At 73.0% G+C, this 19,176-nt stretch carries 20 protein-coding genes; 14 read left to right on the top strand and 6 right to left on the bottom strand.

The features are described 5' to 3' along the window. Positions 1-45: 45 nt before the first annotated feature. Positions 46-867 carry a potassium channel family protein gene (locus IG86_RS0104735; protein ID WP_030894814.1) on the top strand — a complete coding sequence of 274 codons (822 nt, stop codon included), beginning with the start codon at positions 46-48 and terminating at the stop codon, positions 865-867. Here the strand turns inward: IG86_RS0104735 and IG86_RS0104730 are convergent. Next, on the bottom strand, positions 848-1,243 hold the full coding sequence (locus tag IG86_RS0104730; RefSeq protein WP_030819477.1) for a peptidase inhibitor family I36 protein: 396 nt from the start codon (positions 1,241-1,243) through the stop codon (positions 848-850). The genes IG86_RS0104735 and IG86_RS0104730 overlap by 20 nt on opposite strands. Before the next feature lie 382 nt (positions 1,244-1,625). Between IG86_RS0104730 and IG86_RS0104725 the strand changes: the two genes are divergently transcribed. From IG86_RS0104725 to IG86_RS0104700, 6 genes are all read left to right on the top strand, one after another. Then, positions 1,626-2,282 carry a TetR/AcrR family transcriptional regulator gene (locus tag IG86_RS0104725; RefSeq protein WP_045936478.1) on the top strand — a complete coding sequence of 219 codons (657 nt, stop codon included), beginning with the start codon at positions 1,626-1,628 and terminating at the stop codon, positions 2,280-2,282. 238 nt (positions 2,283-2,520) lie between these two features. Continuing rightward, the gene (locus IG86_RS0104720; RefSeq protein WP_037941923.1) at positions 2,521-3,660 is read left to right on the top strand and encodes an alpha/beta hydrolase; all 1,140 of its coding nucleotides are present in this window, start codon (positions 2,521-2,523) and stop codon (positions 3,658-3,660) included. A 75-nt stretch (positions 3,661-3,735) separates the two neighbouring features. Next, entirely contained in the window at positions 3,736-4,578 is an 843-nt protein-coding gene (locus IG86_RS0104715) for a DUF4429 domain-containing protein (protein ID WP_030894812.1), read from the top strand. 99 nt (positions 4,579-4,677) lie between these two features. Next, on the top strand, positions 4,678-5,064 hold the full coding sequence (locus IG86_RS0104710; RefSeq protein ID WP_030894811.1) for a GntR family transcriptional regulator: 387 nt from the start codon (positions 4,678-4,680) through the stop codon (positions 5,062-5,064). Beyond that, positions 5,061-5,948 carry an ATP-binding cassette domain-containing protein gene (locus IG86_RS0104705; protein WP_030894809.1) on the top strand — a complete coding sequence of 296 codons (888 nt, stop codon included), beginning with the start codon at positions 5,061-5,063 and terminating at the stop codon, positions 5,946-5,948. The genes IG86_RS0104710 and IG86_RS0104705 overlap by 4 nt, the downstream gene beginning before the upstream one ends. Continuing rightward, on the top strand, positions 5,945-6,856 hold the full coding sequence (locus IG86_RS0104700; protein ID WP_030894806.1) for an ABC transporter permease: 912 nt from the start codon (positions 5,945-5,947) through the stop codon (positions 6,854-6,856). The genes IG86_RS0104705 and IG86_RS0104700 overlap by 4 nt, the downstream gene beginning before the upstream one ends. A gap of 13 nt (positions 6,857-6,869) precedes the next feature. Here the strand turns inward: IG86_RS0104700 and IG86_RS0104695 are convergent, their stop codons facing one another. Together IG86_RS0104695 and IG86_RS0104690 are read right to left on the bottom strand one after the other, a co-directional pair. Then, a complete protein-coding gene (locus tag IG86_RS0104695) occupies positions 6,870-7,892 on the bottom strand; it encodes an aldo/keto reductase (RefSeq protein WP_030894805.1) in 1,023 nt (340 codons plus the stop codon). 25 nt (positions 7,893-7,917) lie between these two features. Beyond that, positions 7,918-8,301 (bottom strand): MerR family transcriptional regulator, encoded by a 384-nt coding sequence (locus tag IG86_RS0104690; RefSeq protein ID WP_030819463.1) that lies wholly within the window; start codon positions 8,299-8,301, stop codon positions 7,918-7,920. A 78-nt stretch (positions 8,302-8,379) separates the two neighbouring features. On the opposite strand from IG86_RS0104690, the gene IG86_RS0104685 reads away from it, so the two are divergent. Further along, positions 8,380-9,198 carry a serine hydrolase domain-containing protein gene (locus tag IG86_RS0104685; protein ID WP_030894803.1) on the top strand — a complete coding sequence of 273 codons (819 nt, stop codon included), beginning with the start codon at positions 8,380-8,382 and terminating at the stop codon, positions 9,196-9,198. Between the two features lie 7 nt (positions 9,199-9,205). Here IG86_RS0104685 and IG86_RS0104680 read toward each other — a convergent pair whose 3' ends face one another. Then, positions 9,206-9,862, bottom strand: coding sequence for a pirin family protein (locus IG86_RS0104680; protein WP_030819461.1), 657 nt, complete (start codon positions 9,860-9,862; stop codon positions 9,206-9,208). Between the two features lie 81 nt (positions 9,863-9,943). Here IG86_RS0104680 and IG86_RS0104675 point away from each other — a divergent pair, with 81 nt between their 5' ends. The 5 genes from IG86_RS0104675 (at position 9,944) to fabF (ending at position 14,841) form a co-directional block, all read left to right on the top strand. Beyond that, positions 9,944-11,161: a PucR family transcriptional regulator gene (locus tag IG86_RS0104675; protein WP_030657048.1), complete on the top strand. Its 1,218-nt coding sequence runs from the start codon at positions 9,944-9,946 to the stop codon at positions 11,159-11,161. Positions 11,162-11,250: 89 nt separating this feature from the next. Then, positions 11,251-12,168, top strand: coding sequence for an ACP S-malonyltransferase (locus tag IG86_RS0104670; RefSeq protein WP_030819460.1), 918 nt, complete (start codon positions 11,251-11,253; stop codon positions 12,166-12,168). A 19-nt stretch (positions 12,169-12,187) separates the two neighbouring features. Beyond that, positions 12,188-13,192 (top strand): ketoacyl-ACP synthase III, encoded by a 1,005-nt coding sequence (locus tag IG86_RS0104665; RefSeq protein WP_030657052.1) that lies wholly within the window; start codon positions 12,188-12,190, stop codon positions 13,190-13,192. A 55-nt stretch (positions 13,193-13,247) separates the two neighbouring features. Then, positions 13,248-13,496, top strand: a complete 249-nt coding sequence (locus IG86_RS0104660) for an acyl carrier protein (protein WP_030657054.1) — start codon at positions 13,248-13,250, stop codon at positions 13,494-13,496. A 79-nt stretch (positions 13,497-13,575) separates the two neighbouring features. Next, positions 13,576-14,841, top strand: coding sequence for a beta-ketoacyl-ACP synthase II (gene fabF, locus IG86_RS0104655; RefSeq protein ID WP_030657056.1), 1,266 nt, complete (start codon positions 13,576-13,578; stop codon positions 14,839-14,841). Between the two features lie 64 nt (positions 14,842-14,905). On the opposite strand, the gene IG86_RS0104650 is transcribed toward fabF, so the two are convergent. After that, a complete protein-coding gene (locus IG86_RS0104650; RefSeq protein ID WP_030819458.1) occupies positions 14,906-15,400 on the bottom strand; it encodes a DUF3145 domain-containing protein in 495 nt (164 codons plus the stop codon). A 249-nt stretch (positions 15,401-15,649) separates the two neighbouring features. Between IG86_RS0104650 and IG86_RS0104645 the strand changes: the two genes are divergently transcribed. Continuing rightward, a complete protein-coding gene (locus tag IG86_RS0104645; RefSeq protein ID WP_030819457.1) occupies positions 15,650-16,546 on the top strand; it encodes an SGNH/GDSL hydrolase family protein in 897 nt (298 codons plus the stop codon). Between the two features lie 87 nt (positions 16,547-16,633). On the opposite strand, the gene IG86_RS0104640 is transcribed toward IG86_RS0104645, so the two are convergent. Further along, positions 16,634-19,111 carry a beta-glucosidase family protein gene (locus tag IG86_RS0104640; RefSeq protein ID WP_030819455.1) on the bottom strand — a complete coding sequence of 826 codons (2,478 nt, stop codon included), beginning with the start codon at positions 19,109-19,111 and terminating at the stop codon, positions 16,634-16,636. Positions 19,112-19,176: the final 65 nt, after the last annotated feature.

Below are 19,176 nucleotides of genomic sequence, written 5' to 3'. Positions count from 1 at the left end.
CGGCCGTGGCCCGCGCCCCTTTATGCGTTGCTTACGATGCTCCGCATGAAGGAACCATCCCGCCAGCAGCTGTGGGAGCGGCGGAGCCAGACCCCGCTGCTCGTCCTCGCCGTGGCCTTCGCCGTGGCGTACGCCGTGCCCATCGTCGCTCCGGACGCGAGCGCGCGGGTCCACGGCGCCTGCACCTACGTGGAGTGGGTGGTGTGGGGGGCCTTCGCCGTCGACTACCTGGTGCGGCTGGCCCTGTCGGCGGACCGGCGGCGGTTCGTGCGGACCCACTGGCTGGACCTGGCGGCCGTGGTGCTGCCGCTGGTGCAGCCGCTGCGGCTGCTGCGGCTGGTGGCCACCTTGATGCTGGTGGGCCGGCGGGCCCGGATGGCCCCGCAGATCCAGCTGACGACGTACGTGGCCGGGGCGGTCGTCGGACTGCTGATGTTCGGCTCGCTGGCCGTGCTGAGCGTGGAGCGGGACGCTCCCGAGGGGAACATCAAGAACCTGGGCGACGCCGTGTGGTGGTCCTTCACCACGATGACGACGGTCGGCTACGGCGACCACTCGCCCACCACCGGCCTCGGCCGCGTCCTGGCGGTCGGGCTGATGCTGTCGGGGATCGCGCTGCTCGGTGTGGTGACCGCCAACATCGCCGCGTGGTTCATCTCCCGCTTCGAACGCGACGACCAGGCCGAGCGGCTCCAGCTCGCCGCGATCCTGGAGCTCCGGGCGGAGGTACGGGCGCTGCGCGGCGAGGTCGCCCGGCTGGGCGGCGCCGCGCAGACGGCCACCGCCCCGGCAGCCACCGCCGCCCCGCCGGTCGCCGCCCCGGGCGACCTCGCCGCGCAGCATGGGGCTACCTCTCCCACACCTTGAAGGCCCGTACCTGGTAGGGGGACTGGGGCAGCCAGACCCCGTCGCCCGGATAGGTCTGGAACTCGCCGGTCTCCGCGCACTCCGCCGACTGGTACGTGGTGACCGGGCGCCCGGTGCGGTTGACCAGCGACTGGGCGCTGGTGCCGGCGGGCAGGGCGGTGCAGCTGTTGATGTCCAGGGTGCTCAGCTCGTGGGTCTGCCGGGTGCCCTTGAAGTCCGGTTTCGCCCACAGGCACAGCTGTCCGCTGGCGCAGGCCCCGAGGCCCGGCGGGCCCGCGGCGTGCGCCGTGCCGGCGGTACTCGGGATGAGGGCGGTGAGGGCCAGGGCGGTCGCGGCGAGGGCGGTGGTGACGCGCGTGGTTCCACACGTACGCATGACGGGTCAACTCCTTGTGGACGGCGGGCCGCCGGACCGTTTCCGGTGCTCCGCCGACACCACGCTGACCTGCGGTGATGGTCGGGCGGAAGGGGGCCGGGGCGGGTCCACCCTGATAGGCGACAGCCCCCGTGGAACCGTCCGGCGGCCTTTCGCCCGTACGGAGTTGACCCTTACGGAGGTCTGCTCGGCGGGCCCGCGCCCGCCCCCGCACGGCCGCGGGCGCTTCCCCGGGCCGACCCGAACGTGTCATCGGCGACCCGCCGTTCGCGTGGCCGGCCGGGGCCGGCCGGCCCTTCGCAAACGGCTCAACGGATCGGCCGCGACGCCGTCGGTCACGGGTAACCTGACCGCCCACCCGGCGTCAGGAAGGAGCCCGGCGGTGACGATCGACGAGCGGACTGCGCCGGCCGCGCCGGTGGCCGGACTGCGTGAACGCAAGAAGCGGCGCACGCGGAGCGCGCTGCTGCGCGCCTCGCTGGTGCTCTTCGTCTCCCAGGGCTACGAGCGCACCACCGTCGACGAGATCACCGCGGCCGTGGCCGTGTCGCAGCGCACCTTCTTCCGCTACTTCGCCAACAAGGAAGAGGTCGTCTTCGCCGTCCAGGACCTGGTGGAGTCGCACTTCGTCGCCGAGCTGCGCGCCCGGCCGCCGGCCGAGGGACCCCTGGAAGCGATGCGGGGCGCCGTGCTCGCCGCGTGGGACACGCTCGACGACGTCCTGCGCGAGGTGGTCCCCGTCGACCTCTACATGCACAGCTACCGGCTGATCGAGTCCACGCCGGCCCTGCTCGCCGTGCACCTGCGGCGTTCCACGTGCCTGGAGGAGCGGATCTCCCGGCTGATCGCCGCCCGCGAGGGCCTGGACGTGGACGCCGACCCGCGGCCCCGGGTGGCGGTCGCCGCGTTCTTCGGCGTGATGAGGGTCACGGGGCGGCTCTGGGGGCGAGGCGACGACACCAGCGTGGCGGCGATCCGCCGGCTGACGGACACTTACCTCGACGGCATCGGCCCAGCTCTGGCGGGGCGCTGGCGCTGAGCCGCCCCCCAAACGCCGCATTCCGGATCTTTCACCCAAGTCTTGGCAGCCGCCCCTTCGTCCGGTTCGGGGTCCCACGGTCGGGCGTGAACCCCGTCACCCGGCGCGCCACGCCCGGAATCGGTCTCCTACGCTGGTCCCAGTGAATCTGCCCGGCCTCGCCCACACCACCGTTCCAGGCGCCGACCCGCGCCCGGCCGCCCTGCGCGCGCTGCTCGCACTGGCGGTCGTCTTCATCATGCTGGCGACCACCGGCTGGACGGCCGTGCACCGGCCCGAGGGCGGCACGCCGCTGCGGGCCACGGCCCTCGACGCCTGGTCCAAGGCCCGGTTGGACGGCCGTCCGGTGCCGCCGGCGGACGCCCCCGTGCGGACGGTGGCGCGCTTCTTCGCCGGCCTCGACGGCGCCCAGCGGGCCCGGCTCGCCGACGGCTACCCGCTCGTCGTGGGCAACCTCGACGGGGCGCCGATCGCCACCCGCTACCGGGCCAACCAACACGGCCTGGAGAAGGCCCGCCTGGTCGAGGAGGCCCGCAGCCGCGACGTCGCGCTGACCCCGGCCGACCGGGCCGAGGCCACCCGGCGTTCCCACCGCTTCGCCTCGCTGGCCGAACCGGGGCGGCAGATCCTCGCGTTCGACCCCACCGGCGGCGGCCAGGTGGCCGAGGTCTTCGGCGACCTCGTCGGCGCCGAGCGGGTCTCCGTGATCGTTCCCGGCGTGGACACCGACCTCCTCACCTTCGAGCGCACCCAGCGCCGGCTGACCTCCCCGGTCGGCATGGCCGAGGCGCTGTACGGGGCCGAGCGGACGGCCGCGCCGAACAGCCGGACGGCGGTCATCGCCTGGGCCGGCTACACCGCCCCCACCGGGGTCGGCATGGACGCCGCCACGGGCCGGATGGCCTTCGACGGCGCCGTCCGGCTGAAGGCGCTGACGGTGTCCCTGCCCGGGAATTCGAGCGTGGCGCTGTTCTGCCACAGCTACGGGTCGGTGGTGTGCGGGGTGGCCGCGCACGAGCTGCCGAACCGGGTGACGGACGTGGTGGTGGCGGGCAGCCCCGGCATGCGGGCGCAGAACGTCGCGGGGCTGCGCACCTCGGCGCGGGTCTGGGCCACGCGCGACGAGGGCGACTGGATCGCGGACGTGCCGCACCTGGAGGTCGGCGGGCTGGGCCATGGCGCCGATCCGGTGTCTCCGGACTTCGGGGCGCGGCTGCTGTCCTCGGCCAGGGCCAAGAGTCACACCGGCTATTTCGCGCCAGGAACGGACTCGGTGGCCAACTTCGCCAAGATCGGAACCGGCGCGTTCGCTTCCGTTGTGTGCGCTACCGGCGACGACGCGTGCCGGCGCGGAATTTCAGGGACAGAGCGGGACTGACGCGCGTAGAGGCGCGAAAAACGGCTCCCGCACCGAGGGGGACGCGCGGGGGCGGCGCCCTTTACCATGTGGCGCATGGGTGACGTACTGGCCGGAAACCATGCCGTCTGGGAGTTCGACTCGGACTCGGTGCTCATCCGCTTCGCTCGGGGGATGCGAACGCCAAGACTGTGGCAAGCGCTGGGTTCGCGCCGGATCCCCCTGGAAGCGGTGTCCGCTGTGACCGTGACCGCCGGAAGGCGGGACACGGTGATCCTGCGTGCCGTCCCGCGCCCGGGCGCCGATCCGCTGATGGAGGCCGCCGCCGGGCAGCTGAAAGACGCCTGCGACCCGTACCGGATGGTGCTGCCGGGCGAGCGGGCGACGTCGGCCGCCGCGTTCGCCGCCGCCCTGCGCTCCCGGCTCGGGCCCGACGCCGCCGAGCCGGCCCCGCGCTTCCTGGTCGACGTGCCGCAGCCGCCGCTCCAGCTGAAGGCGTACGACGCGCGGGTGGGCTTCGACGGCTCGTCGGTCGGCTTCCACTGGTCCCGCACCGGTGCCACCGGCACGAAGTGGAAGGCGGGCGACCAGCAGTACCCGCTGACCGAGGTCACCGGCGTCGAGTGGCGCTCCCCCGGCGGAACCGGCGGTCACCTGCGGCTGCTGCTGCGGGAACCCCAGCAGACCCCGGCCGACCCCCGCCCGGACCACGACCTCGCCACGGCCGTCTTCAGCGTCGGCTACGGGGCGGTCCACGAGTCGCTGCCGTTCGCCGCGGCCGTCCTGGCCGCCACGCGCAGCCGTACCCCGGTCGCCGCCGCACGGGGCCGCTCCGGCGACGAGCGGCTGCGGCACCTGAGCGAGCTCTACTCGGCCGGGCTGCTGACCGACGGCGAGTACGCCACCCTGCGGGACCGTTTCACCGCCGAGTCCCGCTAGCCGGCCCGGGCCCCCAACACGCCTGACAAAGGTGCCCGTTGACATGTGACGCCACGTGCAGCACCCTTTCACTACTTGACTAGTGAAAGGGTGCTGCACGTGCTGGAGTACCGCATCGACCGGCGCAGCGGCATGGCCACCTACCTGCAGATCGTCCACCAGACGAAACAGGCCCTGCGCCTGGGACTGCTGGAACCGGGCGACAAGCTGCCCACCGCGCGCGAGGTCGTCGAGGCGACGGCCATCAACCCGAACACCGTCCTCAAGGCCTACCGGGAGCTGGAGCGCGAGGGCCTCGTGGAGGCGCGCCGGGGCCTGGGCACCTTCGTGCGCAGGTCCCTGGGGGGCGCCCCGGCCGACTCGCCCCTGCGCGAGGAACTGGCCGACTGGGCACGGCGCGCGAGCGCCGCGGGGATGGAGCGGGACGACGTGGCCGCGCTCTTCACTGCCGTACTGGACCAACACTTCAAGGGGGACGACACGTGACGGACGATCCGGTGATCGAGGCGACGGGGCTGGGCGTGCGCTACTCGCGGCGCGGCGGCTGGGCCCTGCGCGACTGCTCCTTCGGGCTGCCGGCCCACCGCGTCTGCGCGCTGGTCGGCCCCAACGGCGCGGGCAAGTCGACCCTGCTCGCGCTCGCCGCGGGACTGCTGCGGCCGACCGAGGGCGCCATCAGCGCGCCGCCGCGCGAGGAGACGGCGTACGTGGGCCAGGACAAGCCCCTCTACCCGCAGCTGACCGTCGACGAGACCCTCCGCATGGGACGCGAGCTCAACCCGGGCCGCTGGGACGCGAAGAGCGCGGCGCGGATCGTCCAGGAGGGCGGGCTCGACGGCGGCGCCAGGATCCGGTCCCTCTCCGGCGGCCAGCGCACCCGGGTCGCCCTGGCCCTCGCCCTCGGCAAGCGCCCCCGCCTGCTCCTGCTGGACGAGCCGATGGCCGACCTCGATCCGCTGGCCCGGCACCGGCTCATGGGGGCGCTGATGGCCGACGCCGCCGAGAACGGCACGTCCGTGGTGATGTCCTCGCACATCGTCGCCGAGCTGGAGGGCGCCTGCGACCACCTGCTGCTCGTCGACGGCGGCCGCGTCCGCCTGTCCGGCCCCGTCGACGACGTCGTCGCGGCACACCGGCTGATCAGCGGACCGGCGACGGCCCTCGCCGACCTGGCCCCCCACACCGTCGTCGAGTCACGGACGACCGGCCGCCTGCTCACGGCGCTCGCGAGGCCGAACGGCCCGCTCGACACCGACACCTGGCAGACCGCCCACCCGTCACTGGAGGAACTCCTGCTCGCCCATCTGCGCTCCCCCGACGCCCCGGCCCTGGCCGTCGGCCCCCGCTCCGCCGAGGCGGTACGGGCATGAGCATGCTGACTCTGAAGGGCCCGCGCTGGGTCACCGTCCGCCAGCACCGGCGCGCGCTGTGGACGCTGCCCGCCGCCGTCGCCGTGAGCCTGGCCGTCTTCGTCGTCCTGCGCCGGCAGGCCGCCGGGGCGACCCCCCGGACCGGGACCGATCCGTTTCGCGAACTGCGGGAGGCGCTGGGGTACGGCGGACTCGCGGCACTGCTCCTGCCACTGCTGGTGGGGGCGTTCGTGGCCGGCCCGATGGTCGCCCGCGAGCTGGAGAGCGGCACCTACCGCCTCGCCCTGACCCAGTCGTCCACGCCCAGGGCCTGGCTCGCCTCGAAGATCACGGTGGCCGCGGTGACCGCCGTGGCCTGTGCGGCCGCCTTCGGACTGGTCCACCGGTTCGCCCGGCTCCCCCTCACCACCAGCTACGAGTACTCGTGGGCGGACCGGGGGCCGTACGAGACGCTCGGCACGGTGCTCCCCGCGTACTGCCTGCTCGGCGTGGCCCTCGGCGCCGTCGTCGGCCAGCTCGTACGGCGCACGACCGCCGCGATGGCGGTCACCGGGCTCGCCACCGGCCTGGTGATGGCGGTGCTCGGCGCGGTGCGCTGGTCCTTCCTGCCCGCCCGGACCGTCACCTCCCCGCTGGGAGCCCAGTTCCCGTATCCGCCGCGCGACGCCTTCACGACGGACTTCGGCCTCATCACGTCCTCCGGCGGGCGCCTGCCCGAATGGGCCTGCACACGCTCCGGCAGCCTGGACGGGTGCCCCGCCGAACTGAACGTGACCGGGCAGTACGTCGACTACCACCCGTTCACGCACTACTGGCCGACCCAGTCCATCGAGACGGCCGTCGTCCTGGTCCTGGCCGCGCTCGCCCTCTGGGGAGCCTTCGCCGTCCTGCGGTCCCGGCACCCCTGAGGCGGGCGCGCCGCTACGCCTCCCGGGCCGCCGAGGTGAAGGTCATGTCCGGGTAGCGGTCGCCGGCGACCTGCGCGGCGATCGGTTCCAGCAGGGCCAGCTGCGCGGGCGTCAGGGTGATCCCGGTCGCCGCGATGTTCTCGCGCAGCCGCTCCGCCCGGCGGGTGCCCGGGATCGGGACCACGGTCAGCCCGTGCACCGCCGCGCGCTGCTGGACCCAGGCGAGGGCGATCTGCGCGGGGCTCGCACCGAGCTCCCGCGCGATCTCCCGGACCGGGGCCAGCAGCGCCGCGTTGGTCTTCGCGTTGTCGCCGGTGAACCGCGGCTGGTGGCGCCGGAAGTCGCTCTCGGACAGCTCCGCGGACGCGTCCGCGAAGGACCCGGTCAGGAAGCCCCGGCCGAGCGGGGAGTACGGCACGAAGGCCACGCCCAGCTCCGCCGCGGCGCCGACCGCGCTGCGCTCCACGTCCCGGCTGAACAGCGACCACTCCGACTGGAGCGCCGCGATCGGGTGCACGGCGTGCGCCTCGCGCAGCTCCGCGCCGGTGACCTCGCTCAGCCCGAGGTGGCGCACCTTGCCCTCCCGCACCAGCTCCGCCATGGCGCCCACCGACTCGGCGAGCGGCACGGCCGGGTCGCGCCGGTGCATGTAGTACAGGTCGATGACGTCCACGCCGAGCCGGCGCAGACTGCCCTCGACGGCGGCGCGGACGTACGCGCGGTCGTTGCGGACGCCCCGGAAGGCGGGGTCGTCGGTGCGCTCTATGGCGAACTTCGTCGCCAGGGTGATCTCGTCGCGGTGCGCGGCCACGAACGGGGCCAGGAACTCCTCGTTGCGGCCGCGGCCGTAGACGTCGGCCGTGTCGAAGAGGGTGACCCCGGCGGCCAGCGCCGCCTCCAGGGTCTCCCGGGCGGCCGCCTCGTCGGTGTCACCGTAGAACTCGCTCATGCCCATGCAGCCCAGGCCCTGGACGCCGACCCTCGGGCCGCCCTTGCCGAGCTCGACCTGGTCCAGGGTGTTGCCGTACTCCGTCATCGCTGTCCCCTCCGCGAAACCGTCTTCATCGTGTGCCCGCGTACATGTCGATCTTGTAGTCCAGTACGGCCAGTGCGTCCGTCAGCTCCGTGATCCGTGCCCGCACCTCGCGCCGCGTCCGTTCCAGCAGCTCACGGCGTTCCCCGCGGGTGTGCTCGCCCTCGCGGACCAGCTCGGCGTAGCGGACCATGTCCGCCACCGACATCCCCGTGGCACGCAGCTTCCCCACGAAGCCCAGCCAGTCGAGGTCCCGGTCGGTGAAGCGGCGCTGGCCCGAGTGGGAGCGGTCCACGTGCGGCATCAGCCCGATCCGCTCGTACCAGCGCAGGGTGTGCTGGCTCAGACCGGTCCGGGCCGCCACCTCGCTGATCGTGTACCGCGTCTGCGTCAGGCTCAGGCTCTGGCTCATGACCCCACGCTAAAACCCTTGAGTGCACTCCAAGCAAGTAGGCTCGGCCGCATGGACAGCAAGGAGGCCGTCAACGGCATGGAAAGCCTGCGGATCATCGAGACCTGGCCGGTGGACACCGCCGCGGCGGCCGTCGTACGCGCCGACGGGAGCCTCGCCGGCTCGCACGGGCCCGTCGACCACCGCTTCGCGCTGGCGTCGGTCACCAAGCCGCTCGCCGCGTACGCCGCCCTCGTCGCCTACGAGGAAGGCGCGATCGAGCTGGACGAGCCGGCCGGACCCGAGGGTTCGACGGTCCGTCACCTGCTGGCGCACACCAGCGGACTGGCCTTCGACGAGCACCGCGCGATGGCCGCGCCCGGTACGCGCCGGCTGTACTCGAACGCCGGTTTCGAGGTGCTCGGCGACCACATCGCCAAGGCCACCGGCATCCCGTTCGCGGAGTACGTGCACCAGGCCGTCTTCGAGCCGCTGGGCATGACGCTGACCACCCTGGACGGCTCGCCCGCCAAGGACGGCGTCTCCACCGTCCGCGACCTGCTGCGCTTCGCCGCGGAACTGCAGGCGCCCCGGCTGCTCGACGTCCGCACGGTCGCCGAGGCCACCTCCGTCGTCCACCCCGGGCTCAAGGGCGTCCTGCCGGGGTACGGCAGCCAGTCCCCCAACGACTGGGGCCTCGGCATGGAGATCCGCGACGGCAAGTCCCCGCACTGGACCGGCAGCACGTCCTCGCCCCGTACGTTCGGCCACTTCGGGCAGGCCGGCACCTTCCTGTGGGTGGATCCGGACGCGCGCGCCGCGTGCGTGGCGCTGGCCGACCGGCCCTTCGGCCCGTGGGCGGTCGAGGCCTGGACGCCGTTCACCGACGCGGTCCTGGCCGAACTGCGCTCCGCGTAGTCCCGCTCTAGGCGGGCAGTTCCCAGATCAGCAGCTCCCCCGGGGACCCGGCGACGATCTCCAGCCCCTTCTCGGCGGTGATCCGCGCCGAGTCCCCGGGGCCGAGTTCCGCCCCGTCCAGGCGCAGGTCGCCGCGCACGACGTGCAGGTACACCCGCTCGGCGGCCGGTACGGCGACCCGCTCGCCCGCGCCGGGGCGCCGCACGCGCAGGGCGGCGCCGGCCGCCGGGACCTCGTAGGGCGTGCCGTCGGGGACGCCGCGCAGCACCTCGTACGAGGGGTCGCCGCCCGCGGTGAGCGGCGAGAGCCACATCTGCACGAAGCGCAGCGGCCGGTCGCCGTCGTTGCGCTCGACGTGGCGCGCCCCGGACCCGGCACTGAGCCGCTGGACGTCACCGGGCAGAACGGTGCTCTTCTCGCCGGTGCTGTCCTGGTGGGTGAGTTCGCCGTCGATCACCCAGGTCACGATCTCGGTGTGGCTGTGCGGGTGCTCGTCGAAGCCGGCGCCGGCCGCGAGGGTCTCCTCGTTGCAGGCCAGGACGGGGCCGAAGCGCAGGTTGTCCGGGTCGTAGAAGGACCCGAAGGAGAAGGCGTGCCGGGTGGTGATCCCGGCCGCCGGGTCCCCTCCCTCGTACCGGTCGGCGCCGCGGCGTACATCAATCATGAGGGTCACGGTAGCGGCCGGGCGGGGGCCCGGCGCGGGACCGGACTCGGCGCAGCCTTCCCGATAAGGCAGTCTTGTCCCGTGCCCCAACCCGAACGTGAGCATTCGCCCGCCACACACGCCGCGCATCCCGCTCCCGCCCATCCGCACGCCGCGACGCTGCGCCGCCTGGAGAAGTCCTCCGGCCGGCTCGCCGCCAACGCGATCGCGCGCATGGACGAGACCCTGCCGTGGTACCGGGCGATGCCACCCGAGAACCGCTCGTGGATCGGCCTGGTCGCGCAGGCCGGTATCGCCGCGTTCACCGAGTGGTTCCGGCATCCGGAGACTCCGCAGGCGATCTCCACCGACGTCTTCGGGACGGCTCCGCGCGAGCTGACCCGGGCGATCACGCTGCGGCAGACCGTCGAGATGGTCCGCACCACGATCGAGGTCATGGAGACCGCGATCGAGGAGGTGGCGGCCCCCGGTGACGAGTCGATCCTGCGCGAGGCGCTGCTGGTGTACGCGCGGGAGATCGCCTTCGCGACCGCGCAGGTGTACGCGCAGGCCGCCGAGGCGCGCGGGGCGTGGGACGCCCGGCTGGAGTCCCTGGTCGTCAACGCGGTGCTGTCCGGCGAGGCCGACGAGGGCGCGCTGTCGCGGGCGGCGGCGCTGGGCTGGAACTCCCCGGAGCACGTGTGCGTGGTGCTCGGCACCGCCCCGGAGGGCGACAGCGAGCTGACGGTCGAGGCGATCCGGCGCGCGGCCCGGCACCACAAGCTCCAGGTCCTCACCGGTGTGCTCGGGGACCGTCTGGTCGTCATCGCGGGCGGCAGCGACAACCCGATGCAGGTGGCGAAGTCGCTGATCGGGCCGTTCGCGGCGGGTCCGGTGGTGGCCGGCCCGGTGGTGGCCGACCTGCTGAACGCGACGAAGTCGGCGCAGGCCGCGGCGGCCGGACTGAAGGCCTGTACGGCGTGGCAGGACGCGCCGCGGCCGGTCCTGGCGGATGATCTCCTGCCGGAACGCGCGATCGCCTCCGATCCGGCTGCGAGGGAACAGCTGGTGGAGGAGATCTACAGACCGCTTGAGGAGGCGGGGTCGGCGCTGCTGGAGACGTTGAGCGTCTATCTGGAGCAGGCGAGCAGCCTCGAAGGGGCTGCTCGGATGCTGTTCGTGCACCCCAATACGGTGCGCTACCGGCTACGACGTGTGACCGACGTCACCGGCTGGTCGCCGTCGGATGTCCGATCGGCGTTCACGCTGCGGATCGCCCTGATTCTGGGGCGTCTGGCTGACGGTGATACCCAGTCCTAAGCTTTTGTGGGACATCAACAATTACCCCGACGGTTCTTGGTCCCTGTCCCCACGGGCGGCAGGGACCATCCACAAGAGAGAGTGTGAGGGTGCTCGTACTCGTCGCTCCCGGCCAAGGCGCTCAGACGCCCGGCTTCTTGACTCCCTGGCTCGACCTCCCCGGTGCCGCTGACCGCGTCGCCGCCTGGTCGGACGCCATCAAGCTGGACCTCGCGCGCTACGGCACGACGGCCGACGCCGAGGAGATCCGCGACACCGCGGTCGCCCAGCCCCTGCTGGTCGCCGCCGGTCTGCTGTCCGCCTCCGCGCTGGGTTCCACCTCCGCCTTCGGCGCCGTCGCGGGCCACAGCGTCGGTGAGATCACCGCCGCGGCCATCGCCGGTGTGCTGCCCGAGAAGGACGCGCTGTCGTTCGTCCGGACCCGCGGGCTGGGCATGGCGGAGGCCGCCGCCGTCACCGAGACGGGCATGGCCGCGGTACTCGGCGGGGACCCCGCCGTCGTCGTCGCGCACCTGGAGAAGCTCGGCCTGACCCCGGCCAACATCAACGGCGCGGGCCAGATCGTGGCCGCCGGCACGATGGAGCAGATCGAAGCCCTGCAGGCCGACAAGCCCGAGGGCTCCATGAAGGTCGTTCCGCTCAAGGTCGCGGGCGCGTTCCACACGCACCACATGGCCCCCGCGGTCGCCGAGCTGGAGAAGGCCGCCGAGGCCCTCTCCCCGGCCGACCCGGCCTTGAAGTACGTCTCGAACAAGGACGGCCTCGTCGTCGCCACGGGCGCCGACGTCGTCGCCCGCCTGGTCGGCCAGGTCGCGAACCCGGTCCGCTGGGACCTGTGCATGGAGACGTTCGCCGAGCTGGGCGTCACGGGGATCATCGAGCTGTCCCCCGGTGGCACCCTGACGGGTCTGGCCAAGCGCGCGCTGAAGGGCGTACCGAGCGTGGCGCTGAAGACCCCGGACGATCTCGAGAAGGCCGCGGCGCTGGTCGCCGAACTGACGGTCTGAGAGAAGGAGCCCACACAGCATGTCCAAGATCAAGCCGGCCAAGGGCTCCCCCTACGCCCGCATCCTCGGTGTCGGCGGCTACCGCCCGACCCGTGTGGTGCCCAACGAGGTCATCCTCGAGACCATCGACTCGTCCGACGAGTGGATCCGCTCCCGCTCCGGCATCGCGACCCGGCACTGGGCCTCGCCCCAGGAGACCGTCGCCGCCATGTCGGTGGAGGCCTCGGGCAAGGCGCTGGCCGACGCCGGTGTCGCCCCCGAGCAGATCGGTGCGGTGATCGTCTCCACGGTCTCGCACTTCAAGCAGACCCCGGCCGTCGCGACCGAGATCGCGCACCGGATCGGCGCGGTCAAGCCCGCCGCCTTCGACATCTCCGCGGGCTGTGCCGGTTTCGGCTACGGCCTGACCCTCGCCAAGGGCATGGTGGTGGAGGGTTCCGCGGAGTACGTCCTCGTCATCGGCGTGGAGCGGCTCTCGGACCTCACGGACCTGGAGGACCGCGCGACGGCCTTCCTGTTCGGCGACGGCGCCGGCGCCGTGGTCGTCGGCCCTTCGGACGAGCCGGCCATCGGCCCCACGGTGTGGGGTTCGGAGGGCGACAAGTCCGACACGATCAAGCAGACCGTGCCGTGGGACGAGTACCTCGGCAAGGACGCCGGAGAGAAGTTCCCGGCCATCACGCAGGAGGGTCAGGCGGTCTTCCGCTGGGCCGTCTTCGAGATGGCCAAGGTGGCCCAGCAGGCGCTCGACGCCGCCGGGATCACCGCGGAAGACCTGGACGTCTTCATCCCGCACCAGGCGAACATGCGGATCATCGACTCGATGGTGAAGACTCTGAAGCTGCCGGAACACGTCACGGTCGCCCGTGACGTGGAAACCACCGGCAACACGTCGGCCGCCTCGATCCCGCTCGCCATGGAGCGGCTCCTGGCGACCGGAGCGGCGAAGAGCGGCGACACCGCGCTCGTCATCGGCTTCGGGGCGGGGCTCGTCTACGCCGCGACGGTCGTTACCCTCCCCTAGGGCCGGGATCCACATCCCGGTCTTTCTACCCAGTTACCCAGAGAAGGAGCGCCACATGGCCGCCACGCAGCAGGAGATCGTCGAGGGCCTCGCCGAGATCGTCAACGAGATCGCGGGCATCCCGGTCGAGGACGTCGAGATCGACAAGTCCTTCACCGACGACCTGGACGTCGACTCCCTGTCCATGGTCGAGGTCGTCGTCGCCGCCGAAGAGCGCTTCGACGTCAAGATCCCGGACGAGGACGTCAAGAACCTCAAGACGGTCGGCGACGCCGCGGACTACATCCTGAAGCACCAGGCCTGAGCCTGACGAGCGTTTGTCGCCACCCGGCGGTGGCGCCGTGACAATTCAGCACCCCCTGAGACGTGGAGAAAGAATTCCTGTGAGCCCGACCAATCGCACCGTGGTCGTCACCGGTATCGGCGCAACCACTCCGCTGGGTGGCGACAGCGCTTCGACCTGGGAAGGTCTGCTCGCCGGCCGTTCCGGCGTCAAGCCCCTGGAGGGCGAGCGCTTCGCCGAACTCCCGGTACGCATCGCCGCCCCTGTCGCCGTGGACCCGAGTGAGGTCCTGCCCCGGCCGCTGGCCCGCAAGCTGGACCGCTCGGCGCAGTTCGCCGTCATCGCGGCCCGCGAGGCGTGGGCCGACGCCGGCTACACCGCCCCGGCCGGCGAGGACGAGTCCGTCGCTCCCGACCGGCTCGGCACCGTGATCGCCTCCGGCATCGGTGGTGTCACCACACTGCTCGACCAGTACGACGTACTGAAGGAAAAGGGTGTGCGCCGGGTCTCCCCGCACACCGTCCCCATGCTCATGCCGAACGGCCCGTCGGCCAACGTCGGCCTGGAGGTCAACGCCCAGGCGGGCGTGCACACTCCGGTCAGCGCCTGCGCGTCCGGCGCCGAGGCCATCGGCTACGCCGTCGAGATGATCCGCACCGGCCGCGCCGACGTGGTCGTCGCGGGCGGCACCGAGGCCGCGATCCACCCGCTGCCGATCGCCGCCTTCGCCAACATGATGGCGATGTCCAAGAACAACGAGAGCCCGCAGACGGCCTCCCGTCCCTACGACAAGGCCCGTGACGGCTTCGTCCTGGGCGAGGGCGCGGGCGTCGTCATCCTGGAGTCCGCCGAGCACGCCGCCAAGCGCGGAGCCCGGGTCTACTGCGAGGTGCTGGGCCAGGGCCTGTCCGCGGACAGCCACCACATCGCGCAGCCCGAGCCGACCGGCCGCGGTGTCGCGGCCGCGGTGCAGAACCTGCTCGACAACACGGGTCTCGACCCGGCCGAGCTGGTCCACGTCAACGCGCACGCCACGTCCACCCCGCAGGGTGACACGGCCGAGATCAAGGCCCTGCGCAAGGTCCTGGGCGACGACCTCGACCACATCGCGATCTCCGCGACCAAGTCGATGACCGGTCACCTGCTGGGTGGCGCGGGCGGTATCGAGACGGTCGCCACCGTGCTGGCGCTGTACCACCGGCTGGCCCCGCCGACGATCAACGTCGACGCGCTCGACGACGACATCGACGCGGACATCGTCGTGGGCGAGCCGCGCAAGCTGCCGGCCGACGGCCCGATCTCCGCGATCAACAACTCCTTCGGCTTCGGCGGCCACAACGTCACCCTGGCGTTCCGGACCGTCTGACGCGCGACGCACGAAGGCCCACCCGGGTGATTCCGGGTGGGCCTTCTGCGTTGTCGGGCGGGGGTCAGACCACCTGGTGGAGCCAGCGGACGGGCGCGCCCTCGCCCGCGTGGCGGAAGGGCTCCAGTTCGTCGTCCCAGGGTTTGCCGAGCAGTTTGGAGATCTCCGCCTCCAGCTCGGTCTCGCCGCGCGCCGACCGGGCCAGGGCGGCGCGCAGCCGGTCCTCCGGGATCAGGATGTCGCCGTGCATGCCGGTGACGGCGTGGAAGATGCCGAGCTCCGGCGTGGAGCTGTAGCGCTCGCCCTCGGCGGTCGGACAGGGCTCCGCGGTCACCTCGAAGCGCAGCAGGTGCCAGCCGCGCAGCGCGGAGGCGAGTTTCGAGGCGGTGCCCGCTTCGGCCTGCCAGGAGAACTCGGCTCTCCAGGTGCCCGGGGAGGCGGGCTGCCGGATCCAGTCGAGGTTCACCCGCACCCCGAGCACGCCCGCTACGGCCCATTCCACGTGCGGGCAGAGCGCGCGCGGTGCGGAATGCACGTACAGAACTCCACGTGTCGTCACCGGGACCTCCAGTGGTGGACGAGGTCGGGAATAAACTCCAGAAAACGGACAGTTTGTGACGTGATGTAATGTAACGGAAATTATTTGACATTGCGCTACGGGACCTGCGGCCGAAACGCCACGGGAAAAAGCTACCGTGCGCCAGGGGTCATGGTGTGACGTACGGTCGCTCCGAAGCCGGTAAACACAGAGCTTTCACTCAGCAGGACCCCCCGATCGACGTGGGGGTCGCAAGGAGGGGTCCTTCCCATGCGCACCACCGCCGCCGGACGCCGCGCGCGCCGTACTCTCGCGGGCGCGGGAGCGGCGGTCGCACTGCTGGCAGGGGCCCTGAGCGGGTGTCAGTCGGGCGGGTCGCCCGACCGCGGCGAGCGCGGTGCGCAGTCGGGGCCCCGGTGGAACACGGCGCCCACCTCGGTCGCGGCCGCCGGTGACTCCATCACGCGTGGTTTCGACGCCTGTTCGGTCCTCGCCGACTGCCCCGAGGTCTCCTGGGCCACCGGCAACGACCCCGCCGTCCGCTCCCTCGCCAGCCGGCTGCTGGGGGAGGCCGCGGTGCCCGAGCGCAGCTGGAACTACGCGGTGACGGGCTCGCGGATGGCGGACCTGCCGGCCCAGCTGACGGCCGCCGCCGCGCACAAGCCCGACCTGGTCACGGTGATGGTGGGCTCGAACGACGCCTGCCGCCCCACCGCTTCGTCGATGACCCCGGTGGCGGACTTCCGGTCCGGCTTCGAGCAGGCCCTCGCGCAGTTGCGGGCCGCGTCCCCGGCCTCCCAGGTGTACGTCTCCAGCGTGCCGGACCTGCAACGGCTGTGGGAGCAGGGCAAGGACCTCCCGATGGTGCGCCAGGTGTGGAAGCTGGGCATCTGCCAGTCGATGCTCGCCGATCCGCTGTCGCTGGCCACGGGGGCCACGGCCCGGCGCGAGCAGGTGCGGGCGCGGGTGGTCGAGTACAACGAGGTGCTGCGCGAGGTCTGCGGGAAGGACGCGCTGTGCCGCTACGACGGCGGCGCGGTGTTCCAGTACCCCTTCGCGGCGGAGCAGTTGAGCCGCTGGGACTGGTTCCACCCGGGCAAGGACGGCCAGGCGAGGCTGGCGGAACTGGCGCACCGCCAGGTGACGGCGGCCGAGCCGCCGCGTTGACGTCCGCGTGAGCGGAGGGTCCGGGGGCAGGTGTCAGGGCCCGCCCCCGGACCGGTTCTCAGGGGTGATTTCCGGCCATACGGCGTGTCACGCGATGTCGAGCGTCGCGGTCAGCCGGGTGTCGCCGTGCGCGTGGCTCGCGCGCACCTCGTAGGCGCCGCCGATCCGGCGCCAGCCGCCGGTCTCCTCGTCCCAGATCTCGAAGGCCCGGGCGGCCAGCGGGATCTCGGTCTCGACGCTCTCGCCGGGGCCCGCTGCGACGCCGGCGAAGCCCGCCAGCCAGCTCGCCGGGCGCTCCACGGTCGTGCTCCGCGCGCCGTCGGACGTAGTGGCGACGGGTGCCAGGTAGACCTGGACGACCTCGCGGCCCGGCCGGGTGCCGGTGTTGGTGACGCGGACCCGTACGGCGTCGGCGGTGGCCTCCAGGGACTCGTACGCCCAGTCGGTGTAGCCGAGGCCGTGCCCGAAGGGGTAGGCGGGGGTGACGCCCCGCCGCTCGTAGGCCCGGTAGCCGATGAAGAGGCCCTCGCCGTACTCCAGGCGGCCGTCCGTGGGGACGACCTCGGTGACGGGCGCGTCCTCCAACCGCGCGGGCCAGGTGGTGGGCAGTCGGCCCCCCGGCTCCGCCTCCCCGAGGAGTACGTCGGCCAGCGCGGCCCCGCCCTCCTGCCCGGGGAACCAGGTCAGCAGGACGGCGGCGACGTCCTCGCGCCACGGGAGCTCCACCGGGGAGCCGGCGTTGACGACGACCACGGTGTTCGGGTTGACGGCGGCGACGGCCCGCACCAGGTCGTCCTGGCGGCCCGGGAGGGCGAGGTCGCTCCGGTCGAAGCCCTCGGACTCCACGCGCTCGGTGGTGGCGACGACCACGACGGCGGTGTCGGCGGCGCGGGCGGCCGCGACCGCCTCGGCGATCAGCTCGTCGGGGTCGCGCCGCGGGCCGAGGTGGAGCAGCGAGAACATGACCGCCCTGAGCGGCAGCGCGCTCATGTCGGGGACCTGGAAGGTCAGCGACACCTCGACGGGCTCGCCCTCGGCGAGGGTGACGCGGGCGCGCTCGCTGGGCGCCCCGAAGAAGGCCTCGAAGGGGTCGGCCTCGTCGCCCATCTCCTGGACGCCGCTCCACAGCAGCCGCCCGCCGACGGCGAGGGCGAAGGCACCGAGTCCGCGGGTGCCGAAGGCGTGCTCGCCGCTCTCGCGCGGCACGAACGTACCGCGGACCTCGATGCTCGCCATCGTCTCGTAGGTGGTGCCCGAGGGCAGGTCGTCGCCGATCCACTGGACCTGGCCGGTGGGCAGGCCGCCCTCGCCGAGGACGGCCCCCGAGGCGTCGCGGCACACGGCGACGAGTTCGAAGCCCTTGTCGGCGGGGGTGAGTTCCTCGGAGGGGTCGGCGCCGACCGCGTAGGTCAGAGCCCCCTCCGGGAGGGCCGCGGTGAGGCCGTCGAGCGGGGAGACGACCCGTTCGGGGAAGACGGTGGCGCTGCCGCCGCCGAGCACCCGGGCGTCGCGCGCGGCTGCCCCGAGGAGGGCGACGGTGCGGCCGGCGGAGGCGTCCAGCGGCAGGGCGCCGTCCTCGTTGCGGACCAGGACGAAACCGCGGGCGGCGAGCTCACGGGCCAGCGCCCGGCCCTCGACGGGGGCCGGGGCGGTCTCGACGACGGCGGGCGCGCCCTCCAGGGCCCCGACGCGGGCGGCGAGGCGCAGGACGTTGCGCACGGCGTCGTCGACGGCGGACTCGGGGACCTCCCCGGCGCGCACGGCCTCGGCGAGGGCGGGTCCGTAGACGGTGGTCGGGCCGGGCATGGCCACGTCCATGCCGCCCAGGATGTCGCCGGTGGTGGAGCGGGCGGCCATCCAGTCGGAGACGTTGGCGCCGTCGAAGCCCCACTCCCCGCGCAGGACCTCGTTCACGAGGTACCGGTGCTCGGTCATCGTGATGCCGTTGACCCGGTTGTAGGCGGTCATGACGCCCCACGGGCGGGCGCCCTCGACGATGGCCTCGAAGGGCGCCAGGTATAGCTCGCGCAGCGGGCGGGGGGCGATGACGCTGTCGACGGTGAACCGGTCGGTCTCGGCGTCGTTGCCGACGAAGTGCTTGACCGTGGTGCCGACGCCGCCGTCCTGGACGCCGTTGACGTAGCCGCTGCCGATGGCCCCGGTGAGGTGCGGGTCCTCGGAGTAGCACTCGAAGTGCCGGCCGCCGAGCGGGGAACGGTGCAGGTTGACGGTGGGCGCGAGCAGGACGTGGACGCCCTTGCGGCGGGCCTCCTGGGCGAGCAGCCGGCCGGCGCGGCGGGCGAGCCCGGGGTCCCAGGTGGCGGCGAGCGAGGTCGGGGAGGGCAGGGCGACGGACGGGTCGTCGGCGGTCCAGCGCACGCCGCGGACCCCGATGGGGCCGTCGGACATGACCAGGGACTGCAGCCCGATGGCGGGTATCGCGGGCAGCGACCACATGTCCCGGCCCGCCAGGAGAAGGGTCTTGGTGTCGAGATCGAGCTTGCCGAGCGCCGCCTCCACGGCGTCGTCCCGAATCTGGTCGCGGACCTGATCGGCATCGGTCACGGCCGAGCCTCCTCGTTGAGAGCGGTGCGGTTGCGCGGTGCGGCGCGGTGCGGTGCCCCCATCGT

Source organism: Streptomyces virginiae (genome assembly GCF_000720455.1).
GTDB classification, from domain to species: Bacteria; Actinomycetota; Actinomycetes; order Streptomycetales; family Streptomycetaceae; genus Streptomyces; species Streptomyces virginiae.
The sequence above is the reverse complement of the archived record's forward strand: the minus strand, read 5'-3'. Positions and strand labels throughout refer to the sequence as shown.